Here is a 17,683-nt window from a genome sequence, read left to right as displayed (position 1 = left end):
CCCTTGCCGCGCCCGCCCGCATGGATCTGCGACTTCACCACGTAAAGCGGACCGGAGAGCTCTTTCGCCCCCTTCACCGCTTCCTCGACCGTCAAGGCCGGGACGCCCTTCGATACGGGCAGGCCGAATTCCTTCAGGACCGCCTTTGCCTGGTATTCATGAATGTTCATGGCCAGTAGCTCCAGATTGGCTAAAGCGTTTCGAGATTTGATGAAATCTCCCCAAATCCCAAAGACGCGTTTTCGTTCGAACGCGCTTGCTCTGGGGATCAGGCGAGCGAGGGAGCGATGGTCTTGCAGGCGTCGACCAGGGTTTTCACCGCATTGACCGACTTCTCGAAGCCGGCCCGCTCTTCCTTGTCGAGCTGGATCTCGACGATGCGCTCGACGCCGCCGGCGCCCAGAACCACAGGCACGCCGACATAGAGGTCGTTGACGCCATACTGGCCGGTGAGATGCGCGGCGCAGGGCAGCACGCGCTTCTTGTCCCTGAGATAGCTCTCGGCCATCACGATGGCGGAGGCGGCCGGCGCATAGAAGGCCGAGCCGGTCTTCAGGAGGTTGACGATCTCGGCGCCGCCGTCACGGGTGCGCTGCACGATCTCGGCAAGGCGCGCTTCCGTGATCCAGCCCATCTTGATGAGGTCGGGCAGCGGGATGCCGGCCACTGTGGAATAGCGCACGGAGGGAACCATGGTGTCACCATGGCCGCCGAGCACAAAGGCGGTGACGTCTTCCACAGAGACGTTGAACTCGTCGGCCAGGAAGTGGCGGAAGCGCGAGGAGTCGAGCACGCCGGCCATGCCGACGACCTTGTTGGCCGGCAGGCCGCAAGACTTCTGCAGCGCCCAGACCATGGCGTCGAGCGGATTGGTGATGCAGATGACGAAAGCGTCCGGGGCATATTTGGCGATTCCGGCGCCGACCTGCTCCATCACCTTGAGGTTGATGGTGAGGAGATCGTCACGGCTCATGCCGGGCTTACGCGGCACGCCGGCAGTGACGATCACCACATCGGCGCCCTTGATGCCTTCGTAGCTCTGGGTGCCGGCAAGCTTGACGTCGAAGCCGTCGACCGGGGCAGCCTCGGCGATGTCGAGGGCCTTGCCCTGCGGTACGCCTTCCATCACGTCGAAGAGCACGATATCGCCCAGTTCTTTCAGACCGGCCAGAAGAGCCAGCGTGCCACCGATCTGTCCCGCCCCGATAAGAGCGATCTTGCTACGTGCCATAACGTAATGTCCCTGAGATTGTAGCCAAAGGTGAGTTTCGTTCCCCACCTCCGATAGCCCCTTTGGAAGCAGGGTTCAAGCGATAGGCGACCCCAGGTTGAAACGCCTGTCGCCCCGCGCTCTCAAGATGCATAGATCTACAAGATAATCATTTCCAATCAATGACATATCAGATAGGGACACATTCCTCTCCAAACAAGTTTTGGGCCAAAAATTGAGGTTACATATTTCAAATTTTGTAACATGTAACATGGTTCATGAGATTTTCCTCTGAATCAACCGCCTACCCTTCCAGGTAGGCTACTTCCGCTCAGAGGAGGCCATGCCGGCATCGCCCCGGTCTCGGCTTGCCGCCTTTCACTGCCAGGCAATATGCACGGCACCGTGACAGGCGACGCCGGCCGGGCTACAAGGCGGCCACAAATTTGGAGAATCCGATGCGTCCTTCCCGCCGCGCTTTCGATGAGCTGCGTCCCGTTTCGATCGAGCGCAACGTCGCCCGCTATGCCGAAGGCTCCTGCCTGATCAAATTCGGCGAAACCCATGTGCTGTGCACCGCCAGCCTCGAGGACAAGCCTCCGTCCTGGCTGCGCGGCACCGGCAAGGGCTGGGTTACGGCCGAATATGCCATGCTGCCGCGCGCCACGCATGAGCGCACGCGCCGCGAATCCTCCTCCGGCAAGCCATCCGGCCGTACCCAGGAGATCCAGCGCCTGGTCGGACGTTCGCTGCGTGCCGTGGTCGACCTGGTGCGTCTGGGCGAGAAGCAGATCACCATCGATTGCGACGTGCTGCAGGCCGATGGCGGCACCCGTACCGCCTCGATCACCGGCGGCTTCGTGGCCCTGCAGGAATGCGTGAAGTGGATGATGGAGCGCAAGATGCTCACCGTCAGCCCGATCAAGGACCATGTCGCCGCGATTTCCTGCGGCATCTCGAAGGGAACGGCGGTGCTCGACCTCGATTATGTCGAGGATTCGGAAGCGATGACCGATGCCAATTTCGTAATGACGGGCTCGGGCGGCCTCGTCGAGATCCAAGGCACGGCCGAGGGGGCACCCTTCAGCCAGGAACAGTTCCTGGAGATGCTGACATTGGCCCGCAAGGGTATCGGCGAGTTGGTCGAGTTGCAGAAGCAGGCGGTGGCGTGATGGGCCGCCGCCTCGCCGGCAAGCTGGTGCTTGCCACGCACAACAACGGCAAGCTCTCCGAGTTCAAGGCGTTGATGGCGCCCTATGGCGTGGATGTCGTCTCCGTCGGCCAGCTCGGCCTGCCCGTGCCGGAGGAGACCGGGACGACCTTCGTCGAGAATGCCCGCATCAAGGCGCTCGCCGCCCTCGAAGCCACCGGCCTGCCGGCCATCGCCGACGATTCAGGCCTGTGCATCGAGGCCCTGGACGGGGCGCCCGGCGTCTACACGGCGGACTGGTCCGGTCCGACCCGCGACTGGGACATCGCCATGCAGAGGGCCCAGGACGAGTTGCTCGCAGTCGGCGCAACCGAGCCGGCACAACGGCGCGGCAGTTTCGTCTCCGTTCTCAGCGTGGTCTGGCCCGACGGTCATTCCGAGACTTTCGAAGGGCGGGCCGACGGCACCCTGGTCTGGCCGACCCGCGGCGAACACGGGCATGGCTATGACCCGATGTTCCAGCCCGAGGGCTCGGACAAGACCTTCGCCGAGATGACGGAAGCGCAGAAGAACACCGTCTCCCACCGCGCCCGCTCCTTCCAGAAGCTGGCAGAGGCCTGCCTGAAGGATTGACGGCAACATCGGGCGGAATCACCCTTCCGTAAGCGCCCGCCGGAATGCCTCAAAGGCCGGCGACGCCTCGCCTCTGCGCCGGACGAGCAGTGTTTCGATCTGTCCGAGGCGATGGGTCTGTACCTCGCTTCCGCCCGGCAGGAGATCGAGCACGGAACGCGGCATGACGCCGACGGCGTTGCCGGTCGAGACCGCCGCCAGCATGGCATGGTAGGAGGCCAGCTCCTGCACGCGCAGCCTCCTGGCGCCGCGCGCCCAATGCTCGGCTACGGCCCGGTAGGTACAGCCCGGCTCAAGGGCGGCAAGGCTGTCGACCCTGAGGTCGGCAGCCTTGGCAATCGGCGGATGGCCGGGTGGCAGCACGATCAGCAGATCCTCGGTGAAGACACGTTCGCCTTCGAGCCGCCCGGCATCATAGCCGGTGTCGATCCCCTCGATGGGCGGCTGCCCGATCAGGGCGCAATCGAGCTCATGCGCGAGCAGCCGGCGGATCAGGCCCTTCGTGCCGCCGGTGATCAGTTGCAGCGATACGGCGGGCCAGGCGGCGTGGAATTTCGCCAGCACCGGCGGCAGGCGGCTCGCAGCCGTGCTCTCCATCGCCCCCACCCGGAAGGATCCGGCTGGCCCCGATGGCTTCAGCGCGCCGCGGGCTTCGTCCGCCAGGGCGACCAGGCGATTGGCATAGGTGAGAAAGACCTGTCCTTCCCGGGTCAGACGCATACGCTTGCCGTTCCGGCTGAACAGCGCCACGCCCAGTTCCTGCTCGAGCTGCCGGACCCGTGTGGTCACGTTGGAGGGCACCCGTCCCAAACGGTTCGAAGCCCGGGTAACGCTCTGCTCGTCGGCAACGGCAAGGAAGATATCGAGGGAGGATAGATCCAATTTAGTTCTCTTTTTGAGAATAAAAAAACAGTTATCATTTTCAAAAATGAAATGATAGGCCTGTCTCCAGTTTAGTTCTCGCCCTGGAGCGGCGAGGCCAACCAAGGAGAACGGCGATGTGGCCCGATCAGCGCATTCAGGAGCTCTTCGGCATCGAGATCCCCATCATCCAGGCGCCAATGGCAGGCCCCTGCCATTATGAGATGGTGATCGAGGTCAGCGAGGCAGGCGGGCTCGGCTCCCTGCCCTGCGCCACACTGACGCCCGAACAGGTCCGCACCGAACTCGGCCTCATCCGCCAGCAGATCACGAAGCCGTTCAGCGTCAACTTCTTCAGCCACACTTCGCCAACGCCCGACCTGGCCCGCGAGGCCGGCTGGCGCAAACGGCTCGAGCCCTATTACCGCGAGGTGGGTATCGATGCCGCCGCGCCGATTCCAAGCTCGAACCGGGCTCCCTTCGACGACGAGCTCTGCACCATCGTCGAGGAGTTCAGGCCCCCGATCGTCAGCTTCCATTTCGGCCTGCCCGAAAAAACCCTGCTCGACCGCGTGAGGGCCACGGGTGCCAAGGTCCTCTCCTCCGCCACCACGGTCGACGAGGCACGCTGGCTCGAGGATCATGGCTGTGACGCCATCATCGCCCAGGGTTTCGAAGCGGGCGGCCATCGCGGCGTCTTCCTCACCGACGACATCGCCACCCAGATCGGTACCTTCGCCCTGGTGCCGCAAGTGGTGGATGCCGTGAAGGTACCGGTGATCGCCACCGGTGGCATCACCGACGCTCGCGGCATCGTTGCGGCCTTCGCCTTGGGCGCCGCTGCGGTGCAGATCGGCACTGCCTATATGTTCACGCCACAGGCACGCATGCCTGCCCCGCATGCCGCCGCCCTGCGCAGCCCCGATGCCGACAAGACCGCCCTCACCAACCTGTTCACGGGGCGGCCAGCCCGTGGCATCGTCAATCGCCTGATGCGCGAAGTCGGCCCGATATCGGAACTCGCTCCCGCCTTCCCGCTCGCCGGCGGAGCATTGGCGCCGCTGCGGGCCAAAACCGAGCCGCAGGGCTCCGGCGACTTCATGTCGCTATGGTCCGGCCAGGCTGCGCGCCTGGGTCGGGATGCATCTTCGGCGGGCGAATTGACGAAGCGCCTGGCGGCGGAAGCGCTGGCCAAGCTGGGGAGATGATGGAGCGCGGACTTCCAGTCCGCTCTTCCTTCCCAGCCGTTGCGTTTCCAAGAGCGGGCTGGAAGCCCGCGCTCCAAATCACTCCGCAGCCATCGCCATGGCCGGCATCAGCCAGAGATCGAGGAAGCCGTGCAGCCATTGCTGCATGCCCGGATCATATTGCCAGCGGCCGGAGAATTGCTGCTCGCGATCCTGCGCGCCGGGCAGCTTGAAGCTCTCCTCGCTTCCGGTCGTCCAGCGGTTCATCATCAGATAGGTGACTTCGGGATGGAACTGCAGGCCATAGGCCGCGCGACCGCAGGCGAAGGCCTGGTTGGCAAAGGTTGAGCCAGTGGCAAGCAGCCGCGTGCCGCGCACATGCTCCGAACCTTCATTGTGCCAATGATAGACATGGCTCGGCCAGGACATCAGGGAACGGCCTTCCGCCGTCGGCTCGATCGGCCAATAGCCGATCTCGACCTGGCCGCCCTCATGGCGCGAGACCCGGCCGCCAAGATGGCGCGTCAGCATCTGGGCACCGAGGCAGACACCAAGAAAGGGCTTGTTTTCGTTCAGGGGCACGCCGATCCAGTCGATCTCGCGGCGGATCCAGGCCTCCTGGTCGTTCACGCTCATCGGCCCGCCGAAGATCACGGCCCCGGCATGGTCGCGCATGGTCTCTGGCAGGGGATCGTCGAAACGAGGGCGCCTGATATCGAGTTCATAGCCGCGTTCGATCAGAAAGCGCCCGATCCGCCCGGGCGATGAATGTTCCTGATGCAGAACGATGAGGATCTTTCCCGTCACGATTCGGCCTGTGAAACGATTTCGTAACCATGATGTTACGGAAGTCTTAGCGAAAAGTTAAGCATTGGCGGTGCCGGAAGGCACATTACCTGCACTGCTGGTGCCATTTTGCAGCACTTTGCGTGAAGCAGCCGTGAGCAGGTTGAATTCCGCCACCGGCACGCCGTGATCGCTGGCGGTGCGGACATTGCGGGTCATGTCGGTCATATGCGTGTCGACGACATGGTCGTTATAGACCTGCAGATAGCGGAAATCGCCGATCCGGTGCGGATTGCGGTTGTGAAACTCCTGGCTGAACAGGATGTGGTCCAGCACCTGATAATCGCCGAAATGGATGTGGGTATAGAGGGTGGTTCCCTTGATGTGCATGGCCTGCTGGTCGGAGGCGGCATAGAGATGCAGGTCCCACAGGCGGCGGTTCTTGCGCTGCCAGTCGCCGGGATCGGCCATCAGCGGCTTCAGGCTCTCGGGCAGCGGCTGCTCGCCGCGGATGAGTTCGGTGGTCACGCTGGTGAGTTCGTCATTGAGATCACCCAGCACCATCACCGGGCGGGGTTCGGTGCCCCGCCCTGCCATCTCCCGCGACAGCATCACTCTCAGCGCCGCGGCCTCGGCGCCGCGCTGCAGCAGCGCCCGCACTACGGCGAGTGCCCGCACGGCCGGATCACGCCGGTCCTCATCCTCCAGCACCACCGGCCGGCGCGACTTGAGGTGCACCACATAGACGGTCAGCGGTACGCTGTCGGGCAGCAGCACCTCGGCCCGCAGGACCGGACGCTCGAAGAAGCTGATGCCGACCGGGACGGCCTGCTGGCGCCCGTTCTCGTCGCGCCTGACGGCAAAGCCCTGGCCGAGGCCGGGTGGAAAGGCTGCGATCGATTCGACCTTGAGCACGGGGAGCCGGCTCGCCAGCCCGACCCGCGGCGCATTGAGTGCTCCATCCGGGGTCTTGGGTCCGTCGTCATCGGCGAGCGGCGCATTGACGGTTGCCCCCTGAAGACGCGGCGCCTTCCAGACCGCCTCGCGCAGGGCTTCCTCGTGGAATACTTCCTGGAAGCCGGCGAGATCGACCTGGCCGCGTTCGAGCAGCCCGCCGATGAATGCGGTCTTGGCTTCATATTCTTCGGGTGAGTAGGGCGGCTGCTCGTGAAAGCGCACGCCGGGCCTCGCCAGCAGCTGGGTGTTGAAGGTGGCGACGCGCAGGACGGAGGAGGACATCGGGCTACCCTTGCGAGAGCTTCAATCTCGCAAGGCTGGGGATTCGTGGCAATCCCCGGGGAGGAGACGCGACGGGCTTCTCTACCCTCCCCTGGAGGGGGAGGGTAAGCAGCGCCTACTACGCCGGCGCGAGTTCCCTGCGGTTGCGGATCGGCCGCCCCGGCGACAGGGCCTGGGCGGCATGCAGGATGGCATTGGCGTCGAGGCCGTGATGGCGATAGAGCTCCTGGATGCTGCCGGTCTGGCCGAAATGCTCGACGCCGAGCGAAGTCACTCGCTGGCCGCGCACGCTGCCGAGCCAGGCCAGGGTGGCCGGATGGCCGTCCAGCACGGTAACGAGGCCGCAATCGCGCGAGAGGGGGCCGAGCAGGCGCTCGATATGGCTCCTGGCCCCGGCATTGCCGCGCTGGCGGGCGCGTTCGGCGGCCGTCCAGCCGGCATTGAGCCGGTCGGCGGAGGTGATGACCAGCAGGCCGGCATCACGGCGGTCTTCGCTCATCAGGCCGATGGCCTCGACCGCTTCGGGCACCACGGCGCCCATGGCCGCCACCACGATCTCGGCATTGGGGCCGGGCGGGCGCAGCCAATAGGCGCCGTTGACGATGTCGGCCGCCAGCGCCGGCGACATCGTGCGCTGCGGCTGGTCGATGGTGCGGGTCGACAGGCGCAGATAGACCGAGCCGCCGGTCTCGTCGCGCAGCCAGGTGGTCTCGTCACGGTCGCCCTCGCCGTCCCGCTGCATATAGTCGAAGGCAAAGCGCATGATCACCGCAAGCTCGTCGACGAAGGCGGGTTCGAAGGCGGCGAGGCCATCCTGGGCTAGGCCGATCAGCGGCGTCGCGATCGACTGGTGCGCCCCGCCCTCCGGCGCCAAAGTGATGCCCGAGGGCGTCGCCACCACCATGAAGCGGGCATCCTGGTAGCAGGCATAATTGAGGGCATCGAGGCCGCGCTGGATGAAGGGATCATAGAGCGTGCCGATCGGCAGGAGCCTTTCGCCATTGATGGAATGGGACAGGCCCAGCGCCGAGAGCAGGATGAAGAGGTTCATTTCGGCGATGCCGAGTTCGATATGCTGCCCCCCAGGCGAGAAGTCCCAGGCAAAGGTCGAGGGGATCTTCTCCTTCCTGAAGACGTCGGCCAGTTCCTCGCAGGCGAACAGGCCGCGCCGGTTGACCCAGCCGCCGAGATTGGTGGAGACGGTGACATCGGGCGCCGTGGTGACGATGCGCTCGGCGACCGGCAGATCGGTCGCGGCAAGGTCGTTGAGGATGATGCCGAAGCCCTGCTGGGTCGACATCGAGGCCGAGGCCCGATAGGGCAGCGTCGCGGGCACCTCGACCTTGGCGGCAGCGAGGCGCCGCCTGCCCTTCTGCACGAAAGGCACCCGGTCGAGCGCCGCCTGCATCGCCTCCGGCGTCAGGTCGAGCCCCTCGAACTTGTCCCATTCATGCCCGGGGCGGATGGCCATGGCCTGCTGCCAGGCCTCCATCTGGGCCGGCGTCATCAGGCCGGCATGGTTGTCCTTGTGGCCCTGGAACGGCAGGCCGAAGCCCTTCACCGTATAGGCGATGAAGCAGGTCGGCCGGTCATGGCGGGCCGCCGCCTCGAAGGCGTCGATGAGGCTGGGCATGTCATGGCCGGCGAGATTGGTCATCAGCGCCGCGAGTTCGGCGTCGGAGCGGGCCTCGATCAACCTGCTGACCTCGCCTTGGTCGCCTATGGCATCGTTGAGGTGGCGACGCCAGACTTTGCCTCCCTCGGCTGCACCACCCTGGTAGCACAGCGCCGCATAGAGCTGGTTGGGGCAGTTGTCGATCCAGTGCCGCAGCACTTCGCCGCCCGGCTCGGCGAAGGCGGCCTCCAGCAGGCGGCCATATTTGAGGATGACGACGTCCCAGCCGAAATTGCGGAAGATCGACTCGAAGCGCTGCCACAGGCCCTCGCGTACCACGGCATCGAGCGACTGGCGGTTGTAGTCGACGATCCACCAGACACTGCGCACGCCCTGCTTCCAGCCCTCCAGCAGGGCCTCGAAGATGTTGCCCTCGTCCATCTCGGCATCGCCGACCAGGGAGATCATCCGCCCTTCCGGCCACTCCCCCCAGCCCTTGGCCTTCACATAGTCCTGCACCAGGGCCGAGAACAGCGTCTGGGCCACGCCCAGCCCCACGGAGCCGGTGGAGAAATCGACGTCGTCGACATCCTTGGTGCGGGAGGGATAGCTCTGGGCTCCCTTGAAGCCGCGGAAATTCTGCAGCTTTTCGAGGCTCTGCAGGCCGAAGAGATAGTTGAGCGCATGGAAGACCGGGGAGGCGTGCGGCTTCACCGCGACGCGATCCTGGGGCCTGAGCACCGCGCCATAGAGCGCCGTCATGATCGTCGCCAGCGAGGCCGAAGACGCCTGGTGGCCGCCGATCTTGAGCCCGTCCTCCTTGGCCCGGAGATGATTGGCATTGTGGATCATCCAGGAGGACAGCCACAGGGCCTTGCGTTCGAGGGCAGCGAGAAAGGGGAGACGGGGATCGGCCATGACGGGATTCCAGGTGAACCCGCCTGTTATAGCAAAAGTCACGAGGTGATTTTGGTTGATCTTGAAGGCCGAAACTCATCTCTTTAGAGAGTATCGCCATTCAGGATCGAAAATGCGCATAAATTGCGCAGGATGAGACAATGACTGCGCTTGACGCCATCGACAACAAGATCCTTCGCCTGCTGCAGGAGGATGGCCGCATGACGGTGCAGGCCCTGGCCGAGCAGGTCGGCCTGTCGCATTCGCCCTGCCTGCGCCGCGTGCGGCAGCTGGAGGAAAGCGGCGTCATCCGCGGCTATGTCGCCGTGGTCGAGCAGAAGGAGGTCGGGCTGCCGGTCAGCGTGTTCATCTCGATCAAGCTGGAACGCCAGCGCGAGGAGGACCTCGACCGCTTCGCCGCCGCCATCGCGCCCTGGCCGGAGGTACTGGAATGCTATCTGATGACCGGCACACGCGACTATCTCTTGCGCGTCGTCTGTGCCGACCTCGCCGCCTATGAGCGCTTCATCAAGGAAAAGCTGACCCGGCTCGACGGCCTCGCCTCGATCGAATCGAGCTTCGCCCTGGCGCAGGTGAAATATACGAATGTCCTGCCGATAAGGTGAGGAAAGCCGCGCGGACATCCTGTCCGCTCTTCCCTTCCTGCAGGCGCAGTGGTCTCAAGAGCGGACAGGATGTCCGCGCTCCAACCGCCCTACCGCGTCTTCGCCACCAGCGCCGACACGCCGACCAGCAGCCAGGCCGCCATCGAGCTGGTCCCCCCGATGGGCGCCGCCATCGGGAACAGGCGCTGGCCGGTCATGGCGTTCAGCGCGACATCGGCCGAGAACAGGGCCACGGCTGCCGCGAGAAGGAAAGCGGCGGGACGGGCCAGCAGGGCATGAAGCAGGCCGGCACGAAGGGCCGCAACGATGGCGATCAAGGCCGGCGCGTGGGCGAGCACCATGATGGCGGCATAGTTGATGTCGGGCCATCTGCCATGCGCGGCGAGCGCCATCAGGCCGATGCCGACGGCCCCGAACAGGCAGCCCAGCACCGTGAGGAGACGGTCGGCGATCACAGCGAAAGGCCGCCGCGCTCGGCCAGGATCTGGGCGATGGTGGCGCGCAGTTCCTCCATGCCGGTGCCTTCGCGGCTGGAGGTGACGATCAGTTCCGGAAAGGCCGCGGGCCGGCGCGCGATCTTTTCCTTCGTCTCGGCGATACGGCGCTCCAGTTCGGCCTTCTTCACCTCGTCGGCCTTGGTCAGCACGATCTGGTAGACCACGGCCGACAGGTCCAGCGTCTTCAGGACGGCATCGTCGGTGGTCTTGAGGCCATGCCGGGCATCGATCAGCACGAAGACCCTGGCAAGGTTCACGCGGCCGCGCAGATAGTCATGGATCAGCCGGGTCCAGGCCTTGACCTTGGACTCGCTGACCTTGGCATAGCCATAGCCCGGCATATCGACCAGGGTCAGGGGCGCGTTCGACGAAAAGAAGATCAGTTCCTGCGTACGCCCCGGCGTGTGCGAGGTGCGGGCCAGGGCGTTGCGGTTGGTCAGGGCGTTGATCAGGCTCGACTTGCCGACATTGGAGCGCCCGGCGAGGGCGATCTCGACCCCGTCGGGCGGCGGCAAGGCCTCCAGCGTATTGGCGGCGTGGCGGAAATCCCACGTCGAGGCAAAGAGTTTCTTGCCCGCCGCCATGTAGTCGGAGGCGTCAGGCATCAACTTGCCGCCGATGAAGGCTTGCGGCCGAACATCGCCCTGAGATTGTCCCACAATTCGATCTTCACGCCGTTCTTCTTCATGATGAAGGCCTGTTGCAGGATCGAGAGCGTGTTGTTCCAGCAATAATAGATCACCAGACCGGCCGGGAAGGCGGCGAGCATGTAGGTGAAGATCAGCGGCATCCAGCGGAACATGGCAGCCTGGGTCGGATCCGGCGGTGCGGGGTTGAGCTGCATCTGGATGAACATGGTGATGCCCATCACCACCACCCAGAAGCCGACCATCAGGACGGAGGGCGGCGTCCACGGAATCAAGCCGAACAGGTTGAACAAAGTGGTCGGATCGGGCGCCGACAGATCGTGGATCCAGCCATAGAACGGTGCCTGGCGCATTTCGATGGTGACGAACAGCACCTTGTAGAGCGCGAAGAACACCGGGATCTGCAGGAGCATCGGCAGGCAGCCTGACAGCGGGTTGATCTTGTGCTCCTTGTAGAGCGCCATCATCGCCTGCTGCTGCTTCATGCGGTCGTCAGGGAACTCGTCCTTGATCTTCTGCATTTCAGGCTGGAACTTCTTCATGCGCGACATCGACTCATAGGAGCGGTTGGCGAGCGGGAAGAAGAAGGCCTTGAGGATGACGGTGGTGCCGAGAATGGCGAGGCCGAAATTGCCGATGAGATGGAAGAGGATCTCGATCAGGCGGAACAAGGGCTTGGTGATGAACCACAGATAGCCCCAGTCGATCAGATAGGCGATGTTATCCGTCTTCAGCTTCTCGTCGTAATAGGAGAGGGTCGCGACTTCCTTGGCGCCGGAGAACAGATTGGTGCTCACCTCCGCGCTGGCGCCCGGCGCAATCGTCACGGTTGGCCGGTCGATCTGAGCGAGGTAAGCCGGCGTACCGCCGACATCCTGGCCGACGAAACGGGCGGTGAAATGGGCGGAAGGGTCGGGAATCAGCGCGTTGGCCCAGTACTTGTCCGTAAAGCCGAGCCATCCCGTGACATCGGCAAAGGGCTCCTGCTTGGCGTCGGGCGCCAGATCCTTGTAGGACAACTCCTTCTGGGAGCCGGAGAAGCGGCCGATCGGTCCCTCATGCAGGACGTAGGTACCCTGGGTCCCCGGGGTGCCGACGCGCAGAATGTAGGCCTGGGGCGCGATCTCAATCGGCGCCGTGCCCTTGTTCTCGACGCTGTCCTTGACGGTGAACATGAAACCGCCGATCGGCTTGGCGACATTGGCCTGCTGATCCTTGGGCAGGTTCTGGCGAGGCAGGTCGAGCTTGTCGGCCGGCAGCGTCTCCCCGGCGGACGGGAACAGCGAGCCGCTCTGGCTGCGATCCTCGTCGATCGAAATGGTGCGGTGGAAAATCAGGCCCTGGCCATTGTCCCATTCGAGCTGGACAGGCGTGGCGGTCGACAGAGGCGCCTGCGATTTGGCCGTCCAGACCGTGTTCAGATTGGGCAGATTGAGCTTGGTCTGCGACGTGGAGCCCGGCTTTTCATTCCAGCCGAAACCCGCGAAATAGGGACCGCGATTTTCCAGGTTGGTCTTGTGGTCGGCCGGCTTTACGGGGGTGCCGCGGGGCGAGAAGAGATCGACATTGGGAGAAGCGGGGTCGAGCGTCTCGCGATAGCCACGCAGGGCCACGTCGTCGATCAGGCCACCGACCAGGTTGATCGAACCGATCAGGCGCTGGGCATCGATCTTGACGCGCTGCGTGCTCCCCGCCACCGCTTCCTCGCGGCTCGCGAACTGCTTCTGGCCGCCGACGCCGCCGGGAACACCGGGGGTGGGCGTCGCTGCCGGCTGCTGTTGTTGTGCCTGCTGGGCCTGCTGGACTTGCTGCTGCAGCCGCGCCTCTTCCTGCTGGCGCCGCTGCATGGGCTGGCCGATGAAATATTCCCACACGACGACGACGAGCAGCGTCAGGACGACCGCCAGAACGACGTTCTTGGTGTCAACATTCTTCATCGCACAGCCTCATCGGCCGAACGGCGTGGCTTGCGGGCGCCTTGGCGCTCGCCATGCACACGGCCGAACGCCGTTACCATTTCATCAACGATCGTCGCAAAAGATGCGTCGAGGGCGGAGCGCCGCCCGAGCACGACATAATCATAGCCGTCGCGCGCGTGAAGCGCGCCAGACAGCCGCACCGCCTCGCGCAAGCGCCGGCGGATCCGATTGCGCTCGACGGCGCAACCTTCCTTCTTGGTTACGGTAAAGCCGACACGCGGCTCCAGATCCTCAGGCGCCGATGGCTCGGCCTCGACTGCACCGGCGCTTTCGCGGCGGCGTGCCTGCAAGGATAGCGTTGCAGCATGTGCCCTGCGGCCTTCGCGGACGAACAGGAAGTCCCGACGCTTGAGCAGACGCTGCATCGATGAGGGCTCGGAGGCTCTTGAGCAAAAAGCTCGGGCGCAATGATGCGGAATCACTGCGCCAACCCGATCAGGTCAGGCCGACAGGCGCTTGCGGCCGTGGGCGCGACGAGCGGCCAGAACCTTGCGGCCCGCCTTGGTGCCCAGGCGGGCACGGAAGCCATGGCGGCGCTTGCGGACAAGCTTGGACGGTTGATAAGTACGTTTCACGGGTCGTTCTCCGCGGTCGCGGCCGGATGCCGATCGAGTTGACTGGGAAAGCGCTCCCCCGAACACCAAAAACGCGCCCCGGCCTTCGCCCTGGGTGCGTCCGGGCCCGATGGGCGACGCCAAATTCGCCGGTGCTTATGGGGGATGGCGTCCGGGAAGTCAATCAGGACTCGCAAGAAGTCGCGGAGAATAAGACGACGGCATGACGAAGCCGGGGATCGATCCCGCTATCGGCACGACCCTCCCTTTTCAGGACCGGCCGCCCGATCCATATGAGTAACAGCGCGCGCTTATGCCAAGCGTTGCGGGCCGCGCCCGGAGGCCGCCGAGATTTTGCCTCGATCTATCGATTGTGGTGATGTAGATGGCCTCGACCCGGCTTGTGAAGTGGATCTGTCCGTGACGGCGCCTCGAGCTCGACGGGCGAAGATTCCATAACCGAAGGTGCAGGAAGTGGCCGACCAGAACGACGACTATGTCTATGACGAGGCGACCGGCGAATGGCGGCCGGCCTCGGAGATGGCGGCCATGGCCAAGGCCGATCAGTTCGTGGTGCGCGATGCCGCCGGCAACATCCTTGCCGATGGTGATTCCGTGGTCCTCATCAAGGACCTCAAGGTGAAGGGGGCCAATCAGACCCTGAAGCAGGGCACGGTCATCAAGTCGATCCGACTGACGGACAATGACGAGGAAATCGACTGCCGCCACGATGCCATCAAGGGCCTCGTCCTGCGCACGGAATTCGTGCGCAAGCGTTAGGACCGGCGATCAAGAAGCCGGAACCTTCACTGGCGCACACCGGCTTTTTCTCTGCAACGTTCATGAAAAAGCAACTCGGCATCTGATATTCATACATCCGCCTCGGCCAGCGACTCAATGCGATCATAAAATCGCCGGCCTTGTGTTATATTTGGTTAACATTCTTGAATTTCGGCACTCTGATTTTAGCCACTTTCAAAATCAATACTTAGATCAATATTATAAAATTCGAGGTTATCGACATGTCCATTCTGGCATTATTGCATCGAATTTTGGATCATCTTCCGTGCCGCCCCGATCCTGCCGACGAAGAGGCAGCCCGGCCGGACATCCGTATCGTCTCGATGCCGCGGACGCAGGCGACCCGCGCCCTCGCCGAAGCCCTGCGAGCGGCTCATAGCGACAACACCAAATCCTGATCGCGATTCCACCTGCAGCGGCCGATCACGCAGAAGAAAGGTCCCTCAGGTGCCGCGCGGTTTCGCCCGCGTGGTGGGCATGGCTACGGCCGGGTCCTCCGGCCAGGGATGGCGGGGATAGCGCCCCTTCATCTCCACCCGCACGGCGGCATAGGACCCCCTCCAGAAGCCCGGCAGGTCCTTGGTCACCTGCACGGGCCGATGTGCCGGCGAAAGCAGGTTGATGGTAAGCGGCACCCGGCCGCCGGCGATGCTGGGATGGTTGGCAAGACCGAACAATTCCTGCACGCGGACCGAAATGGCAGGACAGCCCTCCGCCTCGTAGTCGATGGCAAGATGTGAACCGGTCGGCGCCTCGAAAAAGGGCGGCGCTTCGACGTCGAGCCTTCTGCGTTCGTGCCAGGGCAGCAGGCCCGCAAGGCCATTCTCCAGATGCTCTGCCGTGATGCCTGAAAGCCCTCGCACCCCTTCGATAACAGGAGCGAGCCAGGTTTCGGCCGTTTCGGCCAAGGCCCGGTCGGAGAGATCGGGCCAGTCCGGCGAACCGCTGGCCCTGAGGAAGGCGATGCGGTCGCGCAACTGGCGTTGGGCCTTGCTCCACGGCAGCCGGCCGATGCCGCCTTGGGCGAGTCCGCGGGCAAGCATGGCGGCGGCATCGGCGCCAAGGGCCAGCGGCGCCGTGCCCTCCTGCAGCACCAGCCGGCGATAGCGCCTGACAGCGCGCGCCTTGAGACTGGCACTGGCGGCATCATAGCCCACGCTCACGCTTTCACTGATGCCGGACAGGGCAGCGATCTCCTCGGCGCCGATCGGGGCCGCCAGCAGGATGCGGCTCGAACCGGCGCTGCCGGCAATCTCGGCAATGGCGAGCGTCGGTTCACGGGCGAGCCGATCATGCGGTTCCAGGCGCGCGGCGCGCCCATTCTCCATGGTGAAGCTGCCGGGCTGGCCACGCGCCACGGCGACGCGGTCGGGATAGGCCAAGGCGAGAATCGCACCGGCCCGGGCCGGATCGCCGTCGCCGCCCAGGTCCCGACTGCCCTTGCCGCCTCCGGCTTCCTTGCCGGCCGTCCTGGCCCAATTTCCGGCCAGGCGGCGCATGTCCTGCGCCCGCCCGCCGCGGTCACGCCGAAAGCGCTCGATGCGCTCGACGAGGTCGGTGCTATCGCCGCCGAGGCCTCGCTCCGACAGGATGGCAGCGATCTCGGCGGCCAGCATGGCCTCGCCGGCGGGCACCGCAGCCACGATCATGCGGGCCAGCCGCGGCGGCAGCGCCAGGCTGGAGAGATGACGCCCCATGTCGGTGAGCCGGCCATCGCCGTCCAGCGCCTCGATTGCCGTCAGCAGCGTCCTTGCTTCCTTGAGCGCGGGAGCAGGCGGTGGATCGAGCCAGGCGAGCGCCAGGGGGTCGCCGACGCCCCAGGCGGCGCAATCGAGCAGCAACGGGCTGAGATCGGCCGCCAGGATCTCCGGCTTGGCGAAAGCCTCGAAAGCGCCTGTGGCCGCCTCCTCCCACAACCGGTAGCAGGCGCCGGGCTCGGTACGCCCGGCACGGCCGCGCCGCTGGTCGGCGCTCGCCCGCGATACCCTGACGGTTTCGAGCCGGGTCAGGCCGAGATCGGGTTCATAGCGCGGCACGCGGGCGAGGCCTGCATCGATGACCACGCGCACCCCCTCGATGGTGAGGCTGGTCTCGGCGATCGAGGTTGACAGCACCACCTTTCGACGCCCGGGCGGCGCCGGTGCTACGGCACGGTCCTGGTCGCGCGCTTCCATGGCGCCGAACAGGGGGGCGATGTCGACGCCATCCCCGAGATTGCGCTCGGCCAGGAGCCGGGCCGTGCGGGTGATCTCGCTTTGGCCGGGCAGGAAGACCAGCATCGAGCCGGTCTCCGCCCGCAGGGCCCGCATCACCGCATCGGCAACTGCGTCATCCAGCCGCTGGCGCGGATCGCGGCCGAGATAGTGCGTGGCCACAGGAAAGGCACGGCCCGCGCTCTCGATCACCGGCGCATCGCCCAGAAGCGCGGCGACGCGCGCACCGTCGATCGTAGCCGACATCGGCAGGATGCGCAGGTCCTCGCGCAGCCCGGCCTGGGCATCGAGCGCGAAGGCCAGGCCCTGGTCGGCATCGAGCGAGCGCTCGTGGAACTCGTCGAACAGCACGGCTGCCACGCCGTCGAGCGAGGGGTCGTCCAGAATCATGCGGGCAAACACGCCTTCGGTCACCACCTCGATGCGGGTCCTGGCCGATATGCGCGATTCTAGGCGTACGCGCAGGCCCACGGTGGCGCCGACCGGCTCGCCCAGCGTGGCGGCCATGCGGGCGGCGGCGGCACGGGCGGCGAGGCGGCGAGGCTCCAGCACGATGATCTTGCCCCCTTTCGTCCAGGCCTCGTCGATGAGGGCCAGGGGCACGCGCGTGGTCTTGCCGGCGCCGGGCGGCGCAACGAGGACGGCATTGGAACCCGCCTGCAGGGCTTGCCTGAGGGCTGGCAGGGCATCGTCGATGGGCAGGGGCTGGTCGAACACGCGCATCGCGCCGATGTGACGCATCCAGGGAGCAAGCGCAATGGCGGACCCGGCCTGCAACTCCGGCAATC

At 65.0% G+C, this 17,683-nt stretch carries 18 protein-coding genes; 6 read left to right on the top strand and 12 right to left on the bottom strand.

The window, feature by feature from the left end:
* Positions 1-170, bottom strand: a 170-nt coding sequence (locus tag QM672_RS29040; protein ID WP_415086783.1) for an ATP-grasp domain-containing protein, incomplete at its 3' end; no start/stop codon positions are given.
* A 98-nt stretch (positions 171-268) separates the two neighbouring features.
* Complete coding sequence (gene mdh / locus QM672_RS29035; RefSeq protein ID WP_311944190.1) at positions 269-1,231, bottom strand: malate dehydrogenase; 963 nt, start codon at positions 1,229-1,231, stop codon at positions 269-271.
* Between the two features lie 437 nt (positions 1,232-1,668).
* Between mdh and rph the strand changes: the two genes are divergently transcribed.
* A complete protein-coding gene (gene rph, locus QM672_RS29030) occupies positions 1,669-2,382 on the top strand; it encodes a ribonuclease PH (RefSeq protein ID WP_311944187.1) in 714 nt (237 codons plus the stop codon).
* The gene (rdgB, locus tag QM672_RS29025) at positions 2,382-2,993 is read left to right on the top strand and encodes an RdgB/HAM1 family non-canonical purine NTP pyrophosphatase (protein ID WP_367626821.1); all 612 of its coding nucleotides are present in this window, start codon (positions 2,382-2,384) and stop codon (positions 2,991-2,993) included. Before rph ends, rdgB begins: the two co-directional genes overlap by 1 nt.
* Before the next feature lie 18 nt (positions 2,994-3,011).
* On the opposite strand, the gene QM672_RS29020 is transcribed toward rdgB, so the two are convergent.
* Positions 3,012-3,875 (bottom strand): LysR substrate-binding domain-containing protein, encoded by an 864-nt coding sequence (locus QM672_RS29020; protein WP_415086778.1) that lies wholly within the window; start codon positions 3,873-3,875, stop codon positions 3,012-3,014.
* Positions 3,876-3,991: 116 nt separating this feature from the next.
* Here QM672_RS29020 and QM672_RS29015 point away from each other — a divergent pair, with 116 nt between their 5' ends.
* A complete protein-coding gene (locus QM672_RS29015) occupies positions 3,992-5,062 on the top strand; it encodes an NAD(P)H-dependent flavin oxidoreductase (protein ID WP_415086776.1) in 1,071 nt (356 codons plus the stop codon).
* Positions 5,063-5,140: 78 nt separating this feature from the next.
* On the opposite strand, the gene QM672_RS29010 is transcribed toward QM672_RS29015, so the two are convergent.
* From QM672_RS29010 to QM672_RS29000, 3 genes are all read right to left on the bottom strand, one after another.
* Entirely contained in the window at positions 5,141-5,848 is a 708-nt protein-coding gene (locus QM672_RS29010; RefSeq protein WP_367626818.1) for a glutamine amidotransferase, read from the bottom strand.
* Positions 5,849-5,905: 57 nt separating this feature from the next.
* Positions 5,906-7,066, bottom strand: coding sequence for an endonuclease/exonuclease/phosphatase family protein (locus tag QM672_RS29005; protein ID WP_311944180.1), 1,161 nt, complete (start codon positions 7,064-7,066; stop codon positions 5,906-5,908).
* A 118-nt stretch (positions 7,067-7,184) separates the two neighbouring features.
* A complete protein-coding gene (locus tag QM672_RS29000) occupies positions 7,185-9,599 on the bottom strand; it encodes a transketolase (protein ID WP_415086774.1) in 2,415 nt (804 codons plus the stop codon).
* A 140-nt stretch (positions 9,600-9,739) separates the two neighbouring features.
* Between QM672_RS29000 and QM672_RS28995 the strand changes: the two genes are divergently transcribed.
* Positions 9,740-10,204 (top strand): Lrp/AsnC family transcriptional regulator, encoded by a 465-nt coding sequence (locus tag QM672_RS28995; RefSeq protein ID WP_149253666.1) that lies wholly within the window; start codon positions 9,740-9,742, stop codon positions 10,202-10,204.
* A gap of 89 nt (positions 10,205-10,293) precedes the next feature.
* Here QM672_RS28995 and QM672_RS28990 read toward each other — a convergent pair whose 3' ends face one another.
* The 5 genes from QM672_RS28990 to rpmH form a co-directional block, all read right to left on the bottom strand.
* Positions 10,294-10,659: a DUF423 domain-containing protein gene (locus QM672_RS28990; RefSeq protein WP_311944176.1), complete on the bottom strand. Its 366-nt coding sequence runs from the start codon at positions 10,657-10,659 to the stop codon at positions 10,294-10,296.
* A complete protein-coding gene (gene yihA / locus QM672_RS28985) occupies positions 10,656-11,306 on the bottom strand; it encodes a ribosome biogenesis GTP-binding protein YihA/YsxC (RefSeq protein WP_367626816.1) in 651 nt (216 codons plus the stop codon). Before yihA ends, QM672_RS28990 begins: the two co-directional genes overlap by 4 nt.
* Positions 11,306-13,285, bottom strand: a complete 1,980-nt coding sequence (gene yidC, locus QM672_RS28980) for a membrane protein insertase YidC (RefSeq protein ID WP_415086771.1) — start codon at positions 13,283-13,285, stop codon at positions 11,306-11,308. Before yidC ends, yihA begins: the two co-directional genes overlap by 1 nt.
* Positions 13,282-13,692 (bottom strand): ribonuclease P protein component, encoded by a 411-nt coding sequence (gene rnpA, locus QM672_RS28975; protein ID WP_311944171.1) that lies wholly within the window; start codon positions 13,690-13,692, stop codon positions 13,282-13,284. The genes yidC and rnpA overlap by 4 nt, the downstream gene beginning before the upstream one ends.
* Positions 13,693-13,767: 75 nt before the next feature.
* Positions 13,768-13,902 carry a 50S ribosomal protein L34 gene (gene rpmH / locus QM672_RS28970; RefSeq protein WP_082980037.1) on the bottom strand — a complete coding sequence of 45 codons (135 nt, stop codon included), beginning with the start codon at positions 13,900-13,902 and terminating at the stop codon, positions 13,768-13,770.
* Positions 13,903-14,355: 453 nt separating this feature from the next.
* Between rpmH and QM672_RS28965 the strand changes: the two genes are divergently transcribed.
* Positions 14,356-14,661: a zinc ribbon domain-containing protein YjdM gene (locus QM672_RS28965; protein ID WP_415086768.1), complete on the top strand. Its 306-nt coding sequence runs from the start codon at positions 14,356-14,358 to the stop codon at positions 14,659-14,661.
* 242 nt (positions 14,662-14,903) lie between these two features.
* Positions 14,904-15,080 (top strand): hypothetical protein, encoded by a 177-nt coding sequence (locus tag QM672_RS28960; protein ID WP_415086766.1) that lies wholly within the window; start codon positions 14,904-14,906, stop codon positions 15,078-15,080.
* A gap of 45 nt (positions 15,081-15,125) precedes the next feature.
* On the opposite strand, the gene hrpB is transcribed toward QM672_RS28960, so the two are convergent.
* Positions 15,126-17,618 (bottom strand): ATP-dependent helicase HrpB, encoded by a 2,493-nt coding sequence (gene hrpB / locus QM672_RS28955; protein ID WP_415086781.1) that lies wholly within the window; start codon positions 17,616-17,618, stop codon positions 15,126-15,128.
* Positions 17,619-17,683: the final 65 nt, after the last annotated feature.

This window comes from Labrys sp. (in: a-proteobacteria) (assembly GCF_047605565.1).
GTDB classification, from domain to species: Bacteria; Pseudomonadota; Alphaproteobacteria; order Rhizobiales; family Labraceae; genus Labrys; species Labrys neptuniae.
The sequence above is the reverse complement of the archived record's forward strand: the minus strand, read 5'-3'. Positions and strand labels throughout refer to the sequence as shown.

Bases quoted from the DNA above. Each gene is read 5' to 3' on its own strand.
- QM672_RS29015 (WP_415086776.1), top strand. From the start codon at position 3,992: ATGTGGCCCGATCAGCGCATTCAGGAGCTCTTCGGCATCGAGATCCCC.
- QM672_RS29005 (WP_311944180.1), bottom strand. From the start codon at position 7,066: ATGTCCTCCTCCGTCCTGCGCGTCGCCACCTTCAACACCCAGCTGCTG.
- QM672_RS28995 (WP_149253666.1), top strand. From the start codon at position 9,740: ATGACTGCGCTTGACGCCATCGACAACAAGATCCTTCGCCTGCTGCAG.
- QM672_RS29000 (WP_415086774.1), bottom strand. From the start codon at position 9,599: ATGGCCGATCCCCGTCTCCCCTTTCTCGCTGCCCTCGAACGCAAGGCC.
- rnpA (WP_311944171.1), bottom strand. From the start codon at position 13,692: ATGCAGCGTCTGCTCAAGCGTCGGGACTTCCTGTTCGTCCGCGAAGGC.
- QM672_RS28960 (WP_415086766.1), top strand. From the start codon at position 14,904: ATGTCCATTCTGGCATTATTGCATCGAATTTTGGATCATCTTCCGTGC.
- rdgB (WP_367626821.1), top strand. From the start codon at position 2,382: ATGGGCCGCCGCCTCGCCGGCAAGCTGGTGCTTGCCACGCACAACAAC.
- yihA (WP_367626816.1), bottom strand. From the start codon at position 11,306: ATGCCTGACGCCTCCGACTACATGGCGGCGGGCAAGAAACTCTTTGCC.
- rph (WP_311944187.1), top strand. From the start codon at position 1,669: ATGCGTCCTTCCCGCCGCGCTTTCGATGAGCTGCGTCCCGTTTCGATC.
- mdh (WP_311944190.1), bottom strand. From the start codon at position 1,231: ATGGCACGTAGCAAGATCGCTCTTATCGGGGCGGGACAGATCGGTGGC.
- yidC (WP_415086771.1), bottom strand. From the start codon at position 13,285: ATGAAGAATGTTGACACCAAGAACGTCGTTCTGGCGGTCGTCCTGACG.
- hrpB (WP_415086781.1), bottom strand. From the start codon at position 17,618: ATGCGCGTGTTCGACCAGCCCCTGCCCATCGACGATGCCCTGCCAGCC.